Consider the following 17,341-nt stretch of genomic DNA (forward strand, 5'->3'; position numbering starts at 1 on the left):
GTGAGGCGATATGGGAGGTGCCGGATGTGCGCGAAGGCGCCTCGATCGGATAGCAAGTCCCTATGGCGGTCTTCGTCGCGCTCGGCGCGTTCCTGATGACGCTGGCCGGCGGCTGGACGGCTCAGCGCGTGACCGACCGTCGGCACCTGGTCCTGGGCCTCGCCGGCGGTCTGATGCTGGGCGTGGTCGGCCTGGACCTGCTGCCGGAGGCGCTGCACGCCGCCAACCGCGAGATCTTCGGCGTACCCGCCGCCCTGCTGCTCTTCGTGGCCGGCTTCCTGCTGGCCCATCTGGTGGAACGCACCCTGGCCGCGCGCCAGGCCGCCCACGGAGGCGACGAGTCTCACCACCACCGGGCGCCCGAGGTGGGCCTGGCGGCGGCCGGCGCGATGGTGGGACACAGCGCCATGGACGGCGTGGCGATCGGCGCGGCCTTCCAGGTGGGCGGCGGCATGGGCGCGGCCGTCGCGCTCGCCGTGATCGCGCACGACTTCGCCGACGGCTTCAACACCTTCACCCTCACGAGCCTGTACGGCAACGCCCGCCGCCGGGCCGTGGCGATGCTGGTGGCCGACGCCTGCGCACCGCTGGTGGGCGCGCTGTCGACGGCCTTCGTCCACATCCCCGAACCGGTGCTCGGCGGCTATCTGGGCCTCTTCGGCGGCGTGCTGCTGTATCTCGCCGCCGCCGAGATCCTGCCCGAGGCCCACCACGAGCACCCGGCGCCCGCCACCCTGCTGTGCACGGTGGCGGGCGCGGCCTTCATCTGGCTGGTGGTCGGCATCTCCGCCGGCTGACCCGACGCCCGCCCCACCGGGACGTGCGAACGGCCGACCGCCTGCCGGGTTGACCGGGTGTCCGGTGGCTGGGTCGGCCGGGTGTCCGTCGGAGGGGACGGCCGGGTGCGCGTCGGCCTGGCAGGCCGGGTTTCCGGTGGCCTGGTGAGCGACGTTCGGGCTGACCGGATGACCGACGGCTCGGTTGACCGGGTGTGCGTCGGCCTGGCGGACTGGGTGCCCGGCGTGCTGGTGATCGAGGTCTCGGCCGGGCCGGTGTCCGGTAGGGCCGACGGCTTGGCAGACCGGGTGCTCGTCGGCCTGGCCACCGACGTCCGTGCTGTCCGAGTGCCCGCCGGCCGGGCCGACCGGGTGTCCGGCGGCACGGTGGCCGACGTCGAGGCTGTCCGAGTGCCCGCCGGCCCAGCCGCCCGTGCGTCCGGCGGCCTGCCGACCGACAGCCCGGCAGGCCCCGCAGGCCCGGCTGGCCCCGCCGATCCGGCTGGCCCCGCAGGATCGGTGGTCGGGCCGGTGGCCGGCCGGAGGGGTCACAGTTTGCCGCCTCGGCCGGCGTCGCGGCGCGGGGGCGCGATCAGCGTGGAGAGGTACGGCAGCGGCTCCGCGCCCAGCTCGGCGGCCGGCCGCACCGACTCCTCCGGCAGCCCGAGCGCCGAGCCCCACACGGCGTCCCCGATCCGCCCGGTCTCCGCGAGGGCCTCGGCCACCTCCGCGGCCTGCCGGCCGAACTTGTACGCCACGACCGTTCCCGGCCCGGCCAGCGCGTCCTTGAGCACGGCGGACCCGGCCGTGACCGGTACGAGGGTCAGCGGCTCGGTGCCCTCGGTCAGCACCGCACCCGAGCGCGCCGCGAGATCCTGCATCGCGGTGATCCCGGGCACGGTCTCCACGATCACCTCCGGCACCAGCTCCACGATGGTCTGCGCGAGATACGTGAACGTCGAGTACACGTTGGGATCGCCGATCGTGGCGAAGGCGACGGAACCGTGTTCCCGCAGCAGCGCGGCGACCCGCCCGCCCGCCGCGTCCCAGGCCGCCTCCCGGCGCGCCCGGTCGGTCCGCTCGTTCAGCGCGAACACCACCCGGACGACCTTCTCGACGGGCACGTAGTGCAACACGGTCGCCTCGGCGCGGCCCGGCTCGCCCACGTCCCTTCCGTCAGGCGCAGCCATGACGGGTACGACGACGACGTCGGCCGCACGCAGCGCGTTGACCCCCTTGACCGTCACCAGCTCCGGGTCACCCGGACCGACCCCGACTCCGATCAGCCTGCTGCTCATGACGTCCGGCACCTCTCCACGAACCGATGGGCCACACCGGGCTCGGCCGCCCAGTGCGTGTGCAGATAACTCGCGTGCACGCCCCGCTGTACGAAACCTTCCACCCGCCGCACGGGCGTCCTGACCCCCCACGCGGGAGCCGCACCGGCACCCGGCTCGACGACCGTGCGATGGAACTCGTGTCCCCGCATCCGTGTCCCGGCGACGGCCAGCACACTGTCGCCGACGGCCACGGCGTCCCGGTAGCCGAGGGTGAGCCGCTCCGACATCCGCGCGGTGGCATCGAGCACCCCGCACATGGGCTGCCCGTCCAACTCCCGGCAGAGGTAGAGGAATCCGGCGCACTCGGCCGCGACGGGGGCACCGCCGAGGGCCAGTTCCGCCACGGCCTTCCGCAGCGGCTCGTTGGCCGACAGCTCACCGGCGTACACCTCGGGGAACCCGCCGCCGATCACCAACCCGGCGGTGCCTTCGGGCAGTTGCCCGTCCCGCAGCGGGTCGAAGGTGACGACCTCGGCGCCGGCGGCGGTGAGGAGTTCGGTGTGCTCGGCGTAGGAGAAGGTGAAGGCGGGACCGCCGGCGACGGCCACGACAGGCGTCCGCTTCTCAGCCGGGCGAGTCGGGTGGACGTGGCTGGGCAGGGCGGGGGTCCAGGGGGCGGAGTCCCCCGGTACGGCTCCGGCAGCCCGGGCAAGCCCCTCCAGCGCCGCCAGGTCACAGCCCGCCGCCACCTGCGCGGCCATCGCGGCCACGGCCTCGACCGCCGCGCCGCGCCGCTCGGCAACCGGCACCAGTCCCAGATGCCGCGACGGCGTATCCACCTGGGCAACCCGCCGCAGCACACCCAGCACCGGCACACCGGCCGAGTCCAACGCCTCCCGCAGCAGCTCCTCATGGCGGTCGGAGGCGACCTTGTTGAGGATCGCGCCCCCGACCCGCACCTCCGGATCCCACGAAGCGAACCCGTGCACCAGCGCCGCCACCGACCGGGACTGCGACGACGCGTCGACCACCAGCACCACCGGCGCCCGCAGCAGCTTCGCGACATGGGCGGTGGAGGCCAGCTCGCCTTCCCCCGCCGCCCCGTCGTACAGCCCCATCACACCCTCGACCACGGCCAGGTCGCACCCCCGCGCCCCGTGCAGGAACAGCGGAGCGACCAGCTCCGGCCCGCACAGATAGGCGTCCAGGTTCCGCCCGACCCGGCCGGTCGCGAGCGCGTGGTACCCGGGGTCGATGTAGTCCGGTCCGACCTTGTGCGGGGACACGGCGAGCCCCCGCGCGGCGAACGCGGCCATCAGCCCCGTGGCCACGGTGGTCTTGCCGCTGCCCGAGGAGGGCGCGGCGACGACCAGCCGTGGCATCGACGACATCACCACTCGATGCCCTTCTGGCCCTTCTGCCCCACGTCCATGGGGTGCTTGACCTTGGACATGTCGGTGACGAGATCCGCGAGGTCCACCAGCTTCTCCGGCGCGTTCCGCCCGGTGATCACCACGTGCTGGGTGCCCGGCCGGTTCCGCAGCACGTCCACGACCTCGTCGGTGTCCACCCAGCCCCAGTGCATGGGATACGCGAACTCGTCCAGCACGTACAGCCGGTACGTCTCGGCCGCCAGGTCCCGCTTGACCTGCTCCCAGCCCTCCCGGGCCTTCTCCTCGTTGTCCATCTGGGCGTCGCGCTGGACCCACGACCAGCCCTCGCCCATCTTGTGCCAGTCGACGGTGCCGCCCTCGCCGGAGGCGCCGAGCACGCGCAGCGCGTTCTCCTCGCCGACCTTCCACTTCGCCGACTTGACGAACTGGAACACCCCGATCGGCCACCCCTGGTTCCAGGCGCGCAGCGCGAGCCCGAACGCGGCGGTGGACTTGCCCTTGCCGACCCCGGTGTGCACGACGACCAGCGGGCGATTGCGCCGCTGACGGGTCGTCAGACCGTCGTCCGGCACGACACTCGGCTGTCCCTGTGGCACTACGCGGCCCTCCTCGACGTCCCGTGCGTCCCCTGCACATCCCTGACCAGCCCGGCGATCGAGTCCGCCCGCAGCTCGTCCAGCGTGACGGCCGCACCGCCCAGCTCACCCGCGAGCTGCCCGGCGAGCCCGAGCCGCACCGGCCCCGACTCGCAGTCCACGACCACCGACGCGACCCCCTCGGCCGCGAACAGCCGCGCCGCCCGCCCGGCCAGCGCCACCGGCTCCGGACCACCCGTCGCCCGCCCGTCGGTCACCACGACCACCAGCGCCCTGCGCGCCGGATCCCGCAGCCGCTCCACCCGCAGCACCTCGTGCGCCTTGAGCAGCCCGGCCGCCAGCGGCGTACGACCGCCCGTCGGCAGCGACTCCAGCCGTACGGCGGCCGCGTCCACGGACGAGGTCGGCGGCAGCGCGACATCCGCTCCCGCCCCCCGGAACGTCACCAGTCCCACCTTGTCCCGCCGCTGATACGCGTCCAGCAGCAGCGACAGCACCGCGCCCTTCACCGCGCCCATCCGCTGCCGCGCCGCCATCGAGCCCGAGGCGTCGACCACGAACAGCACGAGGTTGCCCTCGCGCCCCTCCCGCGTCGCCTGCCGCAGATCGTCCCGGCGGATCACCAGCCCCGGTCCGGACCGGCCGCGCGCCCGCTGGTACGGGGCCGCGGCCTGCACGGTGGCGGCCAGGTGCAGCTTGGTCAGCGCGCCCCGCGGCCGCCGGGACCCGGTGGTCCGGCCGTGCTCGGTGCGCGCCCGCGAGCGCCGCCCGGCGGCACCCTCGCCGATCCCGGGCACGCTCAGCACCTTGGTGCGGAACGGCTCGGCGGCCCGTACGGCCGACTGCTCCCGGGGCGACCCGGACGCCTGTGGTTCCCCGTCCTCACCCGTCTCCGGGCGCGCGGACGTGTCCCCGCCCCCGTGCGGACCGGAGTCGGGCCGAGGCCGGCCACCGCCCCCACCGGGACCGTCGGGGTCGGGATCGTCCTCGGGGGACTCGCCGGAGAACTCCTCCAGCGTCTCGTCGAGCTTGTCCTCGTCCAGACCGGGCGCGTCGAAGGGGTTACGGCGCCTGCGGTGCGGCAGCGCGAGCAGCGCCGCCTGCCGTACGTCCTCCGCCAGCACGTCCGTCCGCCCGGCCCACGCGGCCAGCGCGGTCGCCGTACGGGCCATCACGATGTCGGCCCGCATGCCGTCCACCTCGAAGGCCGCGCAGGTCGCCGCGATCTGCCGCAGCGCGCCGTCGCCGAGGCGCACCTGCGGCAGCAACTCCCGTGCCGCCACGATCCGCCCGCGGACCGCGGCCTCCTCGTCCGCCCACCGTGCGGCGAAGCCGGCCGGGTCGTCGTCGTACGCCAGCCGGCGCCGTACGACCTCCACCCGCTGGTCGGGCTCGCGGGAGGCCGCGACCTCCACGGTCAGCCCGAACCGGTCCAGCAGCTGCGGCCGCAGCTCGCCCTCCTCGGGGTTCATCGTGCCGACGAGCAGGAACCGGGCCGCGTGCCGCACGGAGACGCCCTCGCGCTCCACGTACGAGGCACCCATCGCCGCCGCGTCCAGCAGCAGGTCGACCAGGTGGTCGTGGAGGAGGTTGACCTCGTCGACGTACAGGATGCCCCGGTGCGCGTCGGCCAGCAGGCCCGGCTCGAACGCCTTCACGCCCTCCGCGAGGGCCCGCTCGATGTCGAGCGCGCCGACCAGCCGGTCCTCGGAGGCGCCGACGGGCAGCTCGACCATCCGGGCCGGCCGTGCCGTACCCGGTGCCGGCTCGTGCGGGCCGTCGGGGCAGTCCGGGTCCGGTGCCGCCGGGGCGCAGGAGAACCGGCAGCCGGGGACGACGGCCACGTCGGGCAGCAGCGCCGAAAGGGCGCGTACGGCCGTCGACTTGGCCGTGCCCTTCTCGCCGCGCACCAGCACACCGCCGACCGCCGGGGACACGGCGTTCAGCAGCAGCGCGAGCCGCAGGTCGTCCTGGCCGACAACGGCCGTAAAGGGGAAGGGGGTGCTCACTGGTCTCCCTCCAGGTCGCCTTCCAGCTCCAGATAGGTGGCGCGCAGCCGCTCCAGCGTGTCCGCGTCCGGCTCGGCCCACAGGCCCCGGTCCGCGGCCTCCAGGAGCCGCTCGGTGATGCCCCGCAGCGCCCACGGGTTGGACTTCTTCATGAAGTCCCGGTTCTCCGGGTCGAAGACGTACTCCGCGCTGAGCTTCTCGTACATCCAGTCGTCCACCACGCCGGCCGTGGCGTCGTAGCCGAACAGGTAGTCCACGGTCGCCGCCATCTCGAAGGCGCCCTTGTAGCCGTGCCGGCGCATGGCCGCCATCCAGCGCGGGTTGACCACCCGGGCCCGGAAGACGCGGTGCGTCTCCTCGCCCAGCGTCCGCGTCCGCACCTGGTCGGGTACGGCCGAATCGCCCACGTACGCCTCGGGGTTGGCGCCGGTCAGATGCCGGACCATGGCGACCATGCCGCCGTGGTACTGGAAGTAGTCGTCCGCGTCGACCAGGTCGTGCTCGCGGGTGTCGACGTTCTTCGCCGCCACCGCGATCCGCCTGAACGCGGTCTCCATGTCGCCGCGCGCCGCCCGTCCGTCCAGCCCGCGCCCGTAGGCGTAGCCGCCCCAGACCGCGTACACCTCCGCGAGGTCCGCGTCGGAGCGCCAGTTGCGGGCGTCGATCAGCGGGAGCAGACCGGCGCCGTACGCGCCCGGCTTCGAGCCGAAGACGCGGGCCGTCGCGCGGCGCCGGTCGCCGTGCTCGGCGGTGTCCTCGTCGGCGTGCGCCTTCACGTAGTTGCTCCCGGCGGGCTCGTCCAGCTCCGCCACGGCCCGCACCGCGTCGTCGATCAGCCCGACGACGTGCGGGAACGCGTCCCGGAAGAAGCCGGAGATGCGGACCGTGACGTCGATGCGCGGCCGGCCCAGCTCCGCCGGGGGCACGATCTCGAAGCCCGTCACCCGGCGCGAGGCGTCGTCCCACACCGGGCGGCAGCCCAGCAGCGCCAGGATCTCGGCGATGTCGTCGCCCTGGGTGCGCATCGCGGAGGTGCCCCAGACCGTCAGGCCGACGGACTTCGGGTACTCGCCCGTGTCCTGGAGGTACCGCTGCACCAGCGAGTCGGCCAGCGACTGGCCGACCTCCCAACTCAGCCTGGACGGAATGGCCTTGGGGTCGACCGAGTAGAAGTTACGGCCGGTCGGCAGGACGTTCACGAGGCCACGGGTCGGCGAGCCCGACGGACCCGCCGGGACGTAACCGCCGTCCAGCGCCCGCAGGATGTGCCCGATCTCGTCCGTGGTGCGCGCGAGCCGGGGGACGACCTCGTCGCACGCGAACTCCAACACCCGCACGGCGTCCGGGAGTTCGGTGCCGAGCACGCCCCGCAGGACGGCGGGGACCACCGCGCGGTCCCACGCCCGCGCCTCCATCCCCTCCGCGATCCCCCGGCACAGCTGCTCCAGCAGGTCGATCGCGTCGGCGGCCGTACGGGACGGACCCTCGGCCAGGTCCGTCAGCTCCACCGGCACCTTCACCGGTGCGCCCGGCTCGGCCAGCAGCTCCTTCTCGACCAGCCCGAAGTGTGCCGCCAGCGCGGCCCTGAGGCCCGGCAGGGCGTTCGCCTGCCCGCCCCACACCTGGGACGCCCGCAGCACGGCCAGCACCAGGTTCACGCGCGGCTCGCCGACCGGGCCGCCGCCCAGGATGTGCAGACCGTCGCGGATCTGCACGTCCTTGATCTCGCACAGATAGCCGTCGATGTGCATGACGAACTCGTCGAAGGCGGCGTCGTCCGGCTGCTCGTCCACATGCAGGTCGTGGTGCAGCTCGGCCGCCTTGACCAGTGTCCAGATCTGGGCCCGCACGGCCGGGGCCTTGGCCGGGTCCAGATCGGAGACGAGCGCGTACTCGTCCAGCAGCTGCTCCAGCTTGGCCAGGTCGCCGTAGGTGTCGGCGCGGGCCATCGGCGGCACCAGGTGGTCGACGACCGTGGCGTGCCCGCGCCGCTTGGCCTGGGTGCCCTCACCGGGGTCGTTGACGATGAACGGGTAGACGAGGGGGAGATCGCCGAGGACCGCGTCCGGGGCGCAGCCGGCGCTCAGGCCAAGGCCCTTGCCCGGCAGCCACTCCATCGTGCCGTGCTTGCCCATGTGCACGATCGCGTCCGCGCCGAACGAGTTTTCGAGCCACCTGTACGCCGCCATGTAGTGGTGCGAGGGCGGCATGTCGGGGTCGTGGTAGATCGCGATCGGGTTCTCCCCGAAGCCGCGCGGCGGCTGGATCATCACGACGACGTTCCCGAACCGAAGGGACGCCAGCACGATGTCCTCACCGTCGACGTACAGGCTGCCCGGCGGCTCGCCCCACGCCTCGGTCATCGCGTCTCGCAACTGCGGGTCCAGCTTCTCGAACCACGCCCGGTAGTCCGCCAGCGGTACCCGGGCGGGCGCGGCGGCCAGCTGCTCCTCGGTCAGCCACTCCACGTCATGGCCGCCGGCCTCGATCAGCCGGTGGATCAACTCATCGCCGTTGTCGGGGTATTCGGCGAGCCCGTACCCGGCGTCCCGCAACGCGTCCAGCACCCGCACCGCCGACGCGGGCGTGTCCAGACCGACCGCGTTGCCGACCCGCGAGTGCTTGGTCGGGTACGCGGTGAAGACCAGCGCGACCTTCTTCTCGGCGTTCGGCTTGTGCTTCAACCGGGCGTGGCGCAGGGCGATCCCGGCCACCCGCGCGGCCCGCTCGGGGTCGGCGACGTACACCGGGACCTCGTCCGGACCCTGCTCCTTGAAGGAGAAGGGCACGGTGATCAGCCGGCCGTCGAACTCCGGGATGGCGACCTGCATGGCCGCGTCCATGGGGGACAGGGCGGCGTCCGACTCGTCCCAGGCCTTCTTCGACGAGGTGAGGCACAGGCCCTGCAGCACCGGGATGTCCAGGTCGGCGAGGGCACCGATGTCCCAGGACTCCTCGTCGCCGCCCGCCGAGGCCTGCGACGCGTGCGTGCCGCCCGCCGCCAGCACGGTCGCGACCAGCGCGTCGGCCCGGCCCAGCAGCTCGTACAGCCCGGCGTCCGCGCCGCGCAGCGAACCGCAGTACACCGGCAGGGCGTTCGCGCCCTTCGCCTCGATCGCCTCGCACAGGGTGTCCACGAAGGCGGTGTTGCCGCTCAGTTCGTGCGCCCGGTAGAAGAGCACGCCCACGGTCGGCCGGCCGTCCCGAGCCGCGTACGAGCCGTGGACGCCGTACTCCGGCATCCTGTGCGGCTCCTCGAAGCCCTCGCCGGTCAGCAGCACGGTGTCCGACAGGAACCGGGACAGCTCCAGCAGGTTCGCCGGGCCGCCCTCGACCAGGTACTTCAGCGCCTCCGCGACCACACCGGCCGGCACCGAGGACTCGGCCATCAGCTCCGCGTCCGGCACGGCCTCGCCGCCCAGCAGCACCGTCGGGATCCCGGCCGCCTTCAGCGCGGCGAGCCCGTCCTCCCAGGCGCGCTTGCCGCCGAGCAGCCGTACGACGGCGAGGTCCGCGCCGTCCAGCAGCCCCGGCAGCTCCTGCCGGACGTCCACCCGGGTCGGGTTGCCGATGCGGAAGTCCGCGCCGGAGGCCCGGGCCGCCAGCAGGTCCGTGTCGGCGGTGGACAACAACAACACTGTGCTCATGCGGGCGCTCCCGGTGGAATGAAAGGCAGTCCTTGCGGCGCGCCCGACTCGATGAGCCGCCACAGCGCGTCCGTGTCCGCGTGCTGTTCGATCAGGTCGCCGAGCCGGTCGAGCTGCTCCTCGCGCAGCGCGGCGAAGGAGGTGTCCGGCGCGGGCACGAAGCGGCGGCCCGCGGCGGCGGCCACCTCGCGCAGGAAGGCCCGCCGGAAGCCGTCCGACTCCAGCGAGCCGTGCCAGTGGGTGCCCCAGGTCTGGCCGACCCGGCAGCCGTCGAGGAAGGGTTCTCCCCCCTCCATGGAGGCGACGCCGTGGTGGATCTCGTACCCCTCGACCCGCTCGCCGAGGGCCTCCCCTTCCGGCCGGGTCAGGGTCTTCTCGGGGGCGAACCGCACCCGTACGGGCAGGATCCCCAGGCCGGCCACATGCCCCTCGCGGCTCTCGACCTCGTCCTCGATGTGCTCGCCGAGGATCTGGAAGCCGCCGCAGATGCCGAGAACGGGGCGGCCTTCGGCGGCCCTTGCGACGAGCGCCTCCGCCAGTCCGCGCTCCCGCAGCCACTGAAGAGCCCGTACGGTCCCGCGCGTGCCCGGGATCACCGCCAGGTCCGCGTCCGCCAGCTCCTCCGGGCGGTCCACGAACCGCACCACGACGCCCGGTTCGGCGGCGAGCGCGTCCACGTCCGTGAAGTTGGACATCAGCGGGATCGCGCACACGGCGACGCGCAGCACGTCCTCGCCGACCGGGGGAGCGACGGCCGACTCGCGGACCGTGCCGCGCAGCGACACGCGCAGGCCGTCCTCCTCGTCGATGCCGAGGCCGTGCCGGAAGGGGAGAACGCCGTAGGTGCGCCGCCCGGTGAGGTTCCGGAGCATGTCCAACCCCGGTGCCAGCAGCGAGACATCGCCCCGGAACTTGTTCACCAGGAATCCGGCGACCAGCTCCTGGTCCTCGGGCGAGAGCAGCGCGACGGTGCCGAAGAAGGAGGCGAAGACGCCCCCGCGGTCGATGTCGCCGACCACGAGCACGGGCAGTCGCGCGTTCCGCGCGATCCCCATGTTCACGATGTCGGTCCGGCGCAGGTTGATCTCGGCCGGGCTGCCCGCCCCCTCACAGATCACCGCGTCATACGTGCCCCGCAACTCGGCGAGGCAGTCCAGCACCGTGCCGAGCAGCTTCTGCTGCCGCCCGCCGTGGTAGCCGCGTGCGCTCAGCTCGCCCACCGGCCGGCCCAGCAGCACGACCTGGCTGCTCTGTTCGCCCCCCGGCTTCAGCAGCACCGGGTTCATCAGCGCGGTCGGCTCGACCCGGCACGCCTGCGCCTGCATGGCCTGCGCCCGGCCGATCTCCGCGCCCTCCCGGGTCACGAAGGAGTTGAGCGACATGTTCTGCGCCTTGAACGGCGCGACCTTCACGCCCTGGCGCACCAGCCACCGGCAGATCCCGGCCGTCACGACGCTCTTGCCGGCGTCCGAGGTGGTGCCGGCGACGAGGAGTCCCCCGTTCACTTCCCACGTCCCTTCGGGCTCTTGAAGCTGCTGACGATCAGGCGCGCGGCGACCGTCGTGCCGAGCGCGAGCAGGCCGACGCGGCGGGAGAGCCGGGCGGCCCGGTCGATGTCGGCGACCCGGACGGCCCGCCCGGTGTCCCCGCCCAGCACGGGCCGGTGCTCGACGCGTCCGCCGTAGGAGAGCGTCCCGCCCAGGCGGACGCCGAGCGCTCCCGCGAACGATGCCTCCACGGGCCCGGCGTTGGGGCTCGGGTGCTTGCGGGCGTCGGCCCGCCAGGCGCGCAGGGCACCGCGCGGGTCGGGTCCGGCGACGGCGGCGAGCACGGCGGTCAGCCGGGCCCCCGGCCAGCCGGCCACGTCGTCGAGGCGGGCGGAGGCCCAGCCGTAGCGGCGGTGGCGCGGGGACCTGTGACCCACCATCGCGTCCAGGGTGTTGACGGCCCGGAAGCCGAGCAGCCCCGGCACCCCGGCCACGGCGCCCCAGACCAGGGCGCCCACGACGGCGTCGGAGGTGTTCTCGGCGACGGACTCGACCACGGCCCGGGCGATCCCGTCGGCGTCCAGCGACTGGGGGTCCCGGCCGCACAGGTGGGGCAGCCGGGCGCGGGCCGCCTCGACGTCCCCGCGCTCCAGCGCCCGGCCGATCGTGCGGGCCTCGCGGGCGAGCGAGGTGCCGCCCACGACGGACCAGACGGCGGAGGCGGTCAGCGCGGCGGAGGCGGCGGGGCAGGGGCGTACGGCGCGTGCGGCGGCCGCGCCGAGTGCGACGGCGCCGCCCGCGCACACGACGGTGTGCAGCGTGCCCCAGCCGCGGTGGTCGCGCCACAACACGCCTTCCACGGCAGCGGCCGCCCGCCCGAACGCGGCGACCGGATGCCCGCGGCGGGGGTCGCCGAGGAGCAGGTCACCGAGGAGGCCGGCGGCGGCGCCGTACGCGTAGGAGCGATCGGCACCCATGGGCTCAGCCGGCCGTGGGTGCGGGAGCGGGCCTGGTACGGGTCCTTCGGCAGCCGGGCATGGCGATCGGTGTCCTCACTCAGGGTGTCCGCGCCCTGGTTCGACGAGATTCGGCGGTGAGAGTTCCTGGCTCCCGGGGGTTCTTCCCCGGTGACAGTGGCGGGACCGCGCCGGATTCGCACCGGCTTCCTCTCCTGCCGCCGTACATGGCCCCGGCAGTCCACCACGGGCCCGGAACGGCCGTCAACTTGCTGTTGACCTGCACGGGGAGAGTGTGCCGATCCCCACATCGCGGGGCGCGCGTGACCGACCGACCGGCACGGCGAAGGCTCCCCCGCGTCCAGGACGCGGGGGAGCCTTCGCCGGTGTCGTTGTGTCAGCTCTTGGAGACGATCAGGACGATGCCGTACGCCACCGCCGCCGCGCAGGCCGCGAAGCAGACGTAGGCGCCGGTGACGGCGAGGGCGGCGGAGTCGCCCTGGGCCGCGGCCCGCTCGCGCCGGGTCAGGCCCCTGATGCCGAGGGTGAACAGGACCACGAGGCCCACCGTGAACACGAGGCTGACGCCGAAGACGGAGCCGATGGCCGACCAGTCGATCTTCATGGGGATGCTTCCTTGGTAACCGAGGGGGCCGGGGTCAGACGGTGGCGGCCGGGGGAGCGGCCTGGGCGGCGGCGGCCGCGGTCTCGGTGGCGGCCGGGGCGGGGATCGTGGCCGTCAGGTCCTCGCCGATCGTCCCCGAGGGGGGCGGGGCCACCGCGGCGATGGCGGTGGTCACCACACCGGCCGGCTCCGCGGTCTCCTCGACGACGTTGGTGTGGTCGACGACCTCGCGGCGGGAGATCTTCCAGATCGCGGCGCTGGACGCGACCAGGAAGACGGCGACCGCGGCGGTGCCCCAGTCGCCGAGGTCCGTGACGGACTCGGCGCCCGCGCCGACCAGCGCGGCGGCCGGGAGCGTGAGGATCCAGGCGACCAGCATGCGGGTCGCGGTGGACCAGCGGACCACACCGCCCTTGCGGCCGACGCCGGTGCCCATCACCGCGCCGGAGACGACGTGCGTGGTGGACAGGGAGAAGCCCAGGTGGGAGGAGGCCAGGATGGCGGTCGCGGCGCTGGTCTGGGCGGCGAATCCCTGGCGCGGCTCCAGGTCGGTCAGGCCCGTGCCCATGGTGCGGATGATGCGCCAGCCGCCGATGTAGGTGCCGAGCGCGATGGCCAGGCCGGCGGAGAGGATCACCCAGGTGGGAGGGTTCGAGCCGGGCGCGATGGCGCCGCCCGCGATCAGCGCGAGGGTGATGATGCCCATCGTCTTCTGGGCGTCGTTGGTGCCGTGGGCCAGGGAGACCAGACCGGCGGAGGCGATCTGGCCGACGCGGTAGCCCTTGCGGGAGGACTCGCTCTCGGCCCTGCCCTCGGTCGTGCTGTCGACGCCGTACGACAGCCGGGTGGCGATCATGGCCGCGAGGCCCGCGACGATCGGCGCGGCGATCGCCGGGAGCAGCACCTTGGTCACCAGCACGTCGCCGTGCACGGCACCGAGGCCGGCGGAGGCGATCGTGGCGCCGATCAGACCGCCCATCAGGGCGTGCGAGGAACTGGACGGGAGGCCCACCAGCCAGGTCACCAGGTTCCAGAGGATCGCGCCGACCAGTGCGGCGAAGATGACCTCGGGCCGGATGCCCTTCTCGTCGACGAGTCCCTTGGAGATCGTGTTCGCGACCTCCACGGACAGGAAGGCGCCGACCAGGTTCAGGGTGGCCGACATGGCAACTGCGATCTTGGGCTTCAGGGCGCCTGTCGAGATGGTGGTGGCCATCGCGTTGGCGGTGTCGTGGAAACCGTTCGTGAAATCAAACGCGAGTGCGGTTACCACCACAATCGCGAGGATCAGCGAGAAGCTTTCCATTTACCCAGGCAATCGTTCGAGGTCATTGGCTGGACGAACGTAGGCAACCTGGATGAACGGAAGGTGAACTGAGGCGGGCGTGGCGGTGTCCTGGGCGGGCGGATGAGGTTCCGTTCGTCTCCGCCCGTCGCCCGCACCCCCGGCGCCCCATGGCTGTCAGCCGCGCGCGAAGGTCCGCAGCCGGCCGGCCGAGCCGTTGAAGAGATCCTGGTCACCCGGCAGGGCGCCGTCGGTGGCGTGCTGCCAGAACGTCCAGTACTGCCAGCCGCCCGGCAGCGCCCCCGGTCCGGAGGTGCCGTGCCCGGCGATCCACAGCGGGTTGCTGGACGAGAACGCGGCGCTGTCGCCGGTGCACAGCCTCCACCACTGGGCGGTGGTGTAGATCACCGGACGGCGCCCGGTCTCGTTCCTCACCTCGTCGCTGAAGGACCGGATCCAGCGGACCATCTGCTTCTTCGTCAGCCCGTAGCACTTGCGCTTCTTGCTGTACGGGTTGTATTCGACGTCGAGCGCGGGCGGCAGGGTCCAGCCGTCCGCCCGCCAGTCGCCGCCGTGCCGCACGAAGTACCGGGCCTGCGCCGTGCCGGAGGAGCTGTCCGGCAGCGCGAAGTGGTACGCGCCCCGCACCAGGCCCGCCGCGCGGGCGCCGCCGTACTGCTCGTCGAAGTAGGGGTTGCGGTAGCTCGTCGCCTCGGTCGCCTTGACGTAGACGAACCGCGCGCCGTTGTCCCGGGCCGCGTTCCAGCCGACGTGCTTCTGGTGCGAGGAGACGTCGTGCCCCCGGGGCAGGCCCGAGGCCGCGGCCGGGGGGCCGGCCGCGGACACCGCGAGGGCGAGTGCCGCCGTGATCGCGGCGAGGGCACCGGCGCGGCGACGGAGAAGAGTGCGTACACGGGCCATGTGTCTCCCCGGGTCGGCGGACGGCGTGGCGTCCGGCGAGCAAGAGGGATCATTCAAGGCCTGACGAGCGTCAAATTTGTGCCATTTCCGAGCGATTCGATATGAACTCCGCCCATTCGGGGGTAGGTGATTCCGGCCGCGGGCGCCTTCCGGGCGACCCCCGGTGCGTCCTTCGCGCGCCCCTCACGCGCCCGTCACGGGTCGCTCGCGGGTCCCCGTGCGCTCCGGAATCGCCACGTCCGGGCCGTGCGGCTGGCAGGATCACGGCATGGCTGAGCAGCGGTGGGACGAGGAACTGGAACACACGTGGACGGAGCTGGTCGCGACGGCGCGGCGAACCGTAACCGACGGACTCGTGGTCGGCACCTCGGGCAACGTCTCGGCGCGCGTCGGGGACCACGTGCTGGTGACCCCGTCGGGCGTCCCCTACGACCGGCTCACCCCGGACGACCTCACCTGCGTCGACCTCACCGGCCGCCAGGTGCTCGGCACCCTGGTGCCGACCAGCGAGCTGCCCCTGCATCTCGCCGTCTACCGCACGACCGACGCCCGCGCGATCGTCCACACCCACGCCGTGCACGCCACCGCGGTCTCCACGCTCGTCCCCGAACTCCCGCTCGTCCACTACATGGCCGGCGCCCTCGGCGGCCCCGTCCGGGTCGCCCCCTACGCCACCTACGGCACCGACGAACTGGCCGGGAACATGCTCCGCGCCCTCACCGACCGCTCCGGCTGCCTCCTCCAGAACCACGGCACGATCACCTACGGCACCACCCTCGGCCAGGCCTACGACCGCACCGCCCAACTGGAGTGGATGTGCCGCCTGTGGCTGACGGCGTCCAGCGTGCCGGGCCTGACCCCGTCCCTGCTGACCGGGGCCCAACTGGCCGAGGCGAGCGAGAAGTTGCGCGGGTACGGGCAGCGGAAGTGAGCACGGCGCGCGCCGCCCCCGGCCCCGCCCGCCCGATTCCGCCCGGTCTTCCGCAGCCGCCTCCCGGCACCGCTCACCTCGATCCGCCCCGCCGCTCCACTGGCCGGTGGCCGTGACCCCTACGACACTGGACAGGTGCGCCCCGTCCGAGCGACCGCCACGGCAGTCACCGCGGTCCTGGCGGCCGGCGCGGCGTCCGTCGCCGCCGGCCGGTACGCCAGCGACGCCGCGCTGAAGGCGCCCGCGGGCCGGCCGCTGCCCACCGAACCCCGCCTGACCGTGCACGGCACGGCCGCCGGCCGGATCGCGCTGACCCGCGCCCTCGCCTCCCTGCGCCCCGGCACCTACGGCCTCGCCGGCGACGGCTCCCACGCGGTCGTCGGCCCCGTCCTGGCGGGGGCGGAGCACAGCGCCGACACCGTCGTACGCCGCCTGGAGCGCGTCACGCACGGCACCCTCGCCTCCGGCGACGCGGTGTGGCTCACCCCGAACCTGTACGTCGGCAACCCGGGCGACGCCCTCGGCCTCGACCACGCCGACATCGACGTGCCCGGCGAACTCGGCAACCTCCCTGCCTGGTTCGTGCCCGCGGCCCGGGACACCTGGGTGATCGCCGTGCACGGCCTCGGCACCACCCGGGAACAGGCCCTGAACCTCATGGGCCCCCTGCACTCCCGCCGCGTGCCCGTCCTCGCCCTCGCCTACCGCGGCGACCTCGGCGCCCCGCGCCCGCCGGACGGCCTGAACCACCTCGGCGAGACCGAGTGGCGCGACGTGGACGCGGCGATCCGCTACGCCGTCCGCTACGGCGCCCGCCGCGTCGTGCTGCTCGGCTGGTCCACCGGCGCCACCATGGCCCTGCGCGCCGCCGAGCACTCCCCGGTGCGCGAGCGCATCGCCGGGCTGGTCCTCGACTCGCCGGTGCTGAGCTGGGAGGCCACGCTGCGCGCCCTCGCCCGGGCCCGGCACACCCCGCCGCCCCTGCTGCCGCTCGCCGTGCGCGCCGCTCAGGGCCGCACCGGCCTGTACGCCGACCGGGCCGCCGAGCCCACCGACCCCGACCTGCTCACCGTGCCGACCCTGATCTTCCACGGCCCCGACGACCAGGTGGCCCCCTGGGAGTACTCCCGCCGCCTCGCCGCCCGCCGCCCCGATCTCGTCGCCCTGCACACCGTGGCCCGGGCCCCGCACGCGGCGATGTGGAACGCCGGCCCGCGGGAGTACCAGGAACGGCTGCGCCGGTTCATGACCCCACTGGTGTGACCGGGGTCCCGGCTGTCCGGCATGCACCGAAAGCCCCGGTGCCAGGCATTCCGTTTAAGGCCGTACGACTGGCCTGATCCCCCCTCCTCGCCCCGCGCCGGACCCCGTGCGTTGGCCAGCCCCGTCGCCCGCCGTGACATTCCGTTTGGGTTTTCGGACCGTCAACCGGAA

The 17,341-nt window shown here is 73.8% G+C and carries 13 protein-coding genes and 1 riboswitch; of the genes, 3 read left to right on the forward strand and 10 right to left on the reverse strand.

All coding sequences use genetic code 11. The annotated features are described in order from the left end of the window. Nucleotides 1–62: 62 nt before the first annotated feature. Complete coding sequence (locus ACFC8N_RS28500) at nucleotides 63–797, forward strand: ZIP family metal transporter (protein WP_362818904.1); 735 nt, start codon at nucleotides 63–65, stop codon at nucleotides 795–797. A gap of 527 nt (nucleotides 798–1,324) precedes the next feature. On the opposite strand, the gene cobI is transcribed toward ACFC8N_RS28500, so the two are convergent. From cobI to ACFC8N_RS28550, 10 genes are all read right to left on the reverse strand, one after another. Next, nucleotides 1,325–2,074 (reverse strand): precorrin-2 C(20)-methyltransferase, encoded by a 750-nt coding sequence (cobI, locus tag ACFC8N_RS28505; protein WP_356031015.1) that lies wholly within the window; start codon nucleotides 2,072–2,074, stop codon nucleotides 1,325–1,327. Continuing rightward, nucleotides 2,071–3,447 (reverse strand): cobyrinate a,c-diamide synthase, encoded by a 1,377-nt coding sequence (locus tag ACFC8N_RS28510; RefSeq protein ID WP_376290921.1) that lies wholly within the window; start codon nucleotides 3,445–3,447, stop codon nucleotides 2,071–2,073. Before ACFC8N_RS28510 ends, cobI begins: the two co-directional genes overlap by 4 nt. Beyond that, a complete protein-coding gene (cobO, locus tag ACFC8N_RS28515) occupies nucleotides 3,447–4,046 on the reverse strand; it encodes a cob(I)yrinic acid a,c-diamide adenosyltransferase (RefSeq protein ID WP_356031017.1) in 600 nt (199 codons plus the stop codon). Before cobO ends, ACFC8N_RS28510 begins: the two co-directional genes overlap by 1 nt. Next, nucleotides 4,046–6,055 carry a putative cobaltochelatase gene (locus ACFC8N_RS28520; protein WP_376290923.1) on the reverse strand — a complete coding sequence of 670 codons (2,010 nt, stop codon included), beginning with the start codon at nucleotides 6,053–6,055 and terminating at the stop codon, nucleotides 4,046–4,048. The genes cobO and ACFC8N_RS28520 overlap by 1 nt, the downstream gene beginning before the upstream one ends. Next, nucleotides 6,052–9,702 (reverse strand): cobaltochelatase subunit CobN, encoded by a 3,651-nt coding sequence (cobN, locus tag ACFC8N_RS28525; protein WP_376290925.1) that lies wholly within the window; start codon nucleotides 9,700–9,702, stop codon nucleotides 6,052–6,054. The genes ACFC8N_RS28520 and cobN overlap by 4 nt, the downstream gene beginning before the upstream one ends. Further along, nucleotides 9,699–11,207, reverse strand: coding sequence for a cobyric acid synthase (locus ACFC8N_RS28530; RefSeq protein WP_362818896.1), 1,509 nt, complete (start codon nucleotides 11,205–11,207; stop codon nucleotides 9,699–9,701). Before ACFC8N_RS28530 ends, cobN begins: the two co-directional genes overlap by 4 nt. Beyond that, nucleotides 11,204–12,166, reverse strand: a complete 963-nt coding sequence (locus tag ACFC8N_RS28535; protein ID WP_376290928.1) for a cobalamin biosynthesis protein — start codon at nucleotides 12,164–12,166, stop codon at nucleotides 11,204–11,206. The genes ACFC8N_RS28530 and ACFC8N_RS28535 overlap by 4 nt, the downstream gene beginning before the upstream one ends. A gap of 97 nt (nucleotides 12,167–12,263) precedes the next feature. Continuing rightward, a riboswitch (cobalamin riboswitch) is annotated at nucleotides 12,264–12,398 on the reverse strand. 144 nt (nucleotides 12,399–12,542) lie between these two features. After that, complete coding sequence (locus ACFC8N_RS28540) at nucleotides 12,543–12,770, reverse strand: hypothetical protein (protein WP_356031024.1); 228 nt, start codon at nucleotides 12,768–12,770, stop codon at nucleotides 12,543–12,545. A 34-nt stretch (nucleotides 12,771–12,804) separates the two neighbouring features. Next, entirely contained in the window at nucleotides 12,805–14,076 is a 1,272-nt protein-coding gene (locus tag ACFC8N_RS28545) for an inorganic phosphate transporter (protein WP_356031025.1), read from the reverse strand. A gap of 156 nt (nucleotides 14,077–14,232) precedes the next feature. Beyond that, nucleotides 14,233–14,976 carry a lysozyme gene (locus ACFC8N_RS28550; RefSeq protein ID WP_356031027.1) on the reverse strand — a complete coding sequence of 248 codons (744 nt, stop codon included), beginning with the start codon at nucleotides 14,974–14,976 and terminating at the stop codon, nucleotides 14,233–14,235. Between the two features lie 268 nt (nucleotides 14,977–15,244). On the opposite strand from ACFC8N_RS28550, the gene ACFC8N_RS28555 reads away from it, so the two are divergent. Beyond that, nucleotides 15,245–15,907 (forward strand): class II aldolase/adducin family protein, encoded by a 663-nt coding sequence (locus tag ACFC8N_RS28555; RefSeq protein WP_376290932.1) that lies wholly within the window; start codon nucleotides 15,245–15,247, stop codon nucleotides 15,905–15,907. Between the two features lie 135 nt (nucleotides 15,908–16,042). Further along, the gene (locus tag ACFC8N_RS28560) at nucleotides 16,043–17,170 is read left to right on the forward strand and encodes an alpha/beta fold hydrolase (protein WP_356031030.1); all 1,128 of its coding nucleotides are present in this window, start codon (nucleotides 16,043–16,045) and stop codon (nucleotides 17,168–17,170) included. Nucleotides 17,171–17,341: the final 171 nt, after the last annotated feature.

Source organism: Streptomyces sp. NPDC055966, from assembly GCF_042269865.1.
Classification (GTDB): domain Bacteria; phylum Actinomycetota; class Actinomycetes; order Streptomycetales; family Streptomycetaceae; genus Streptomyces.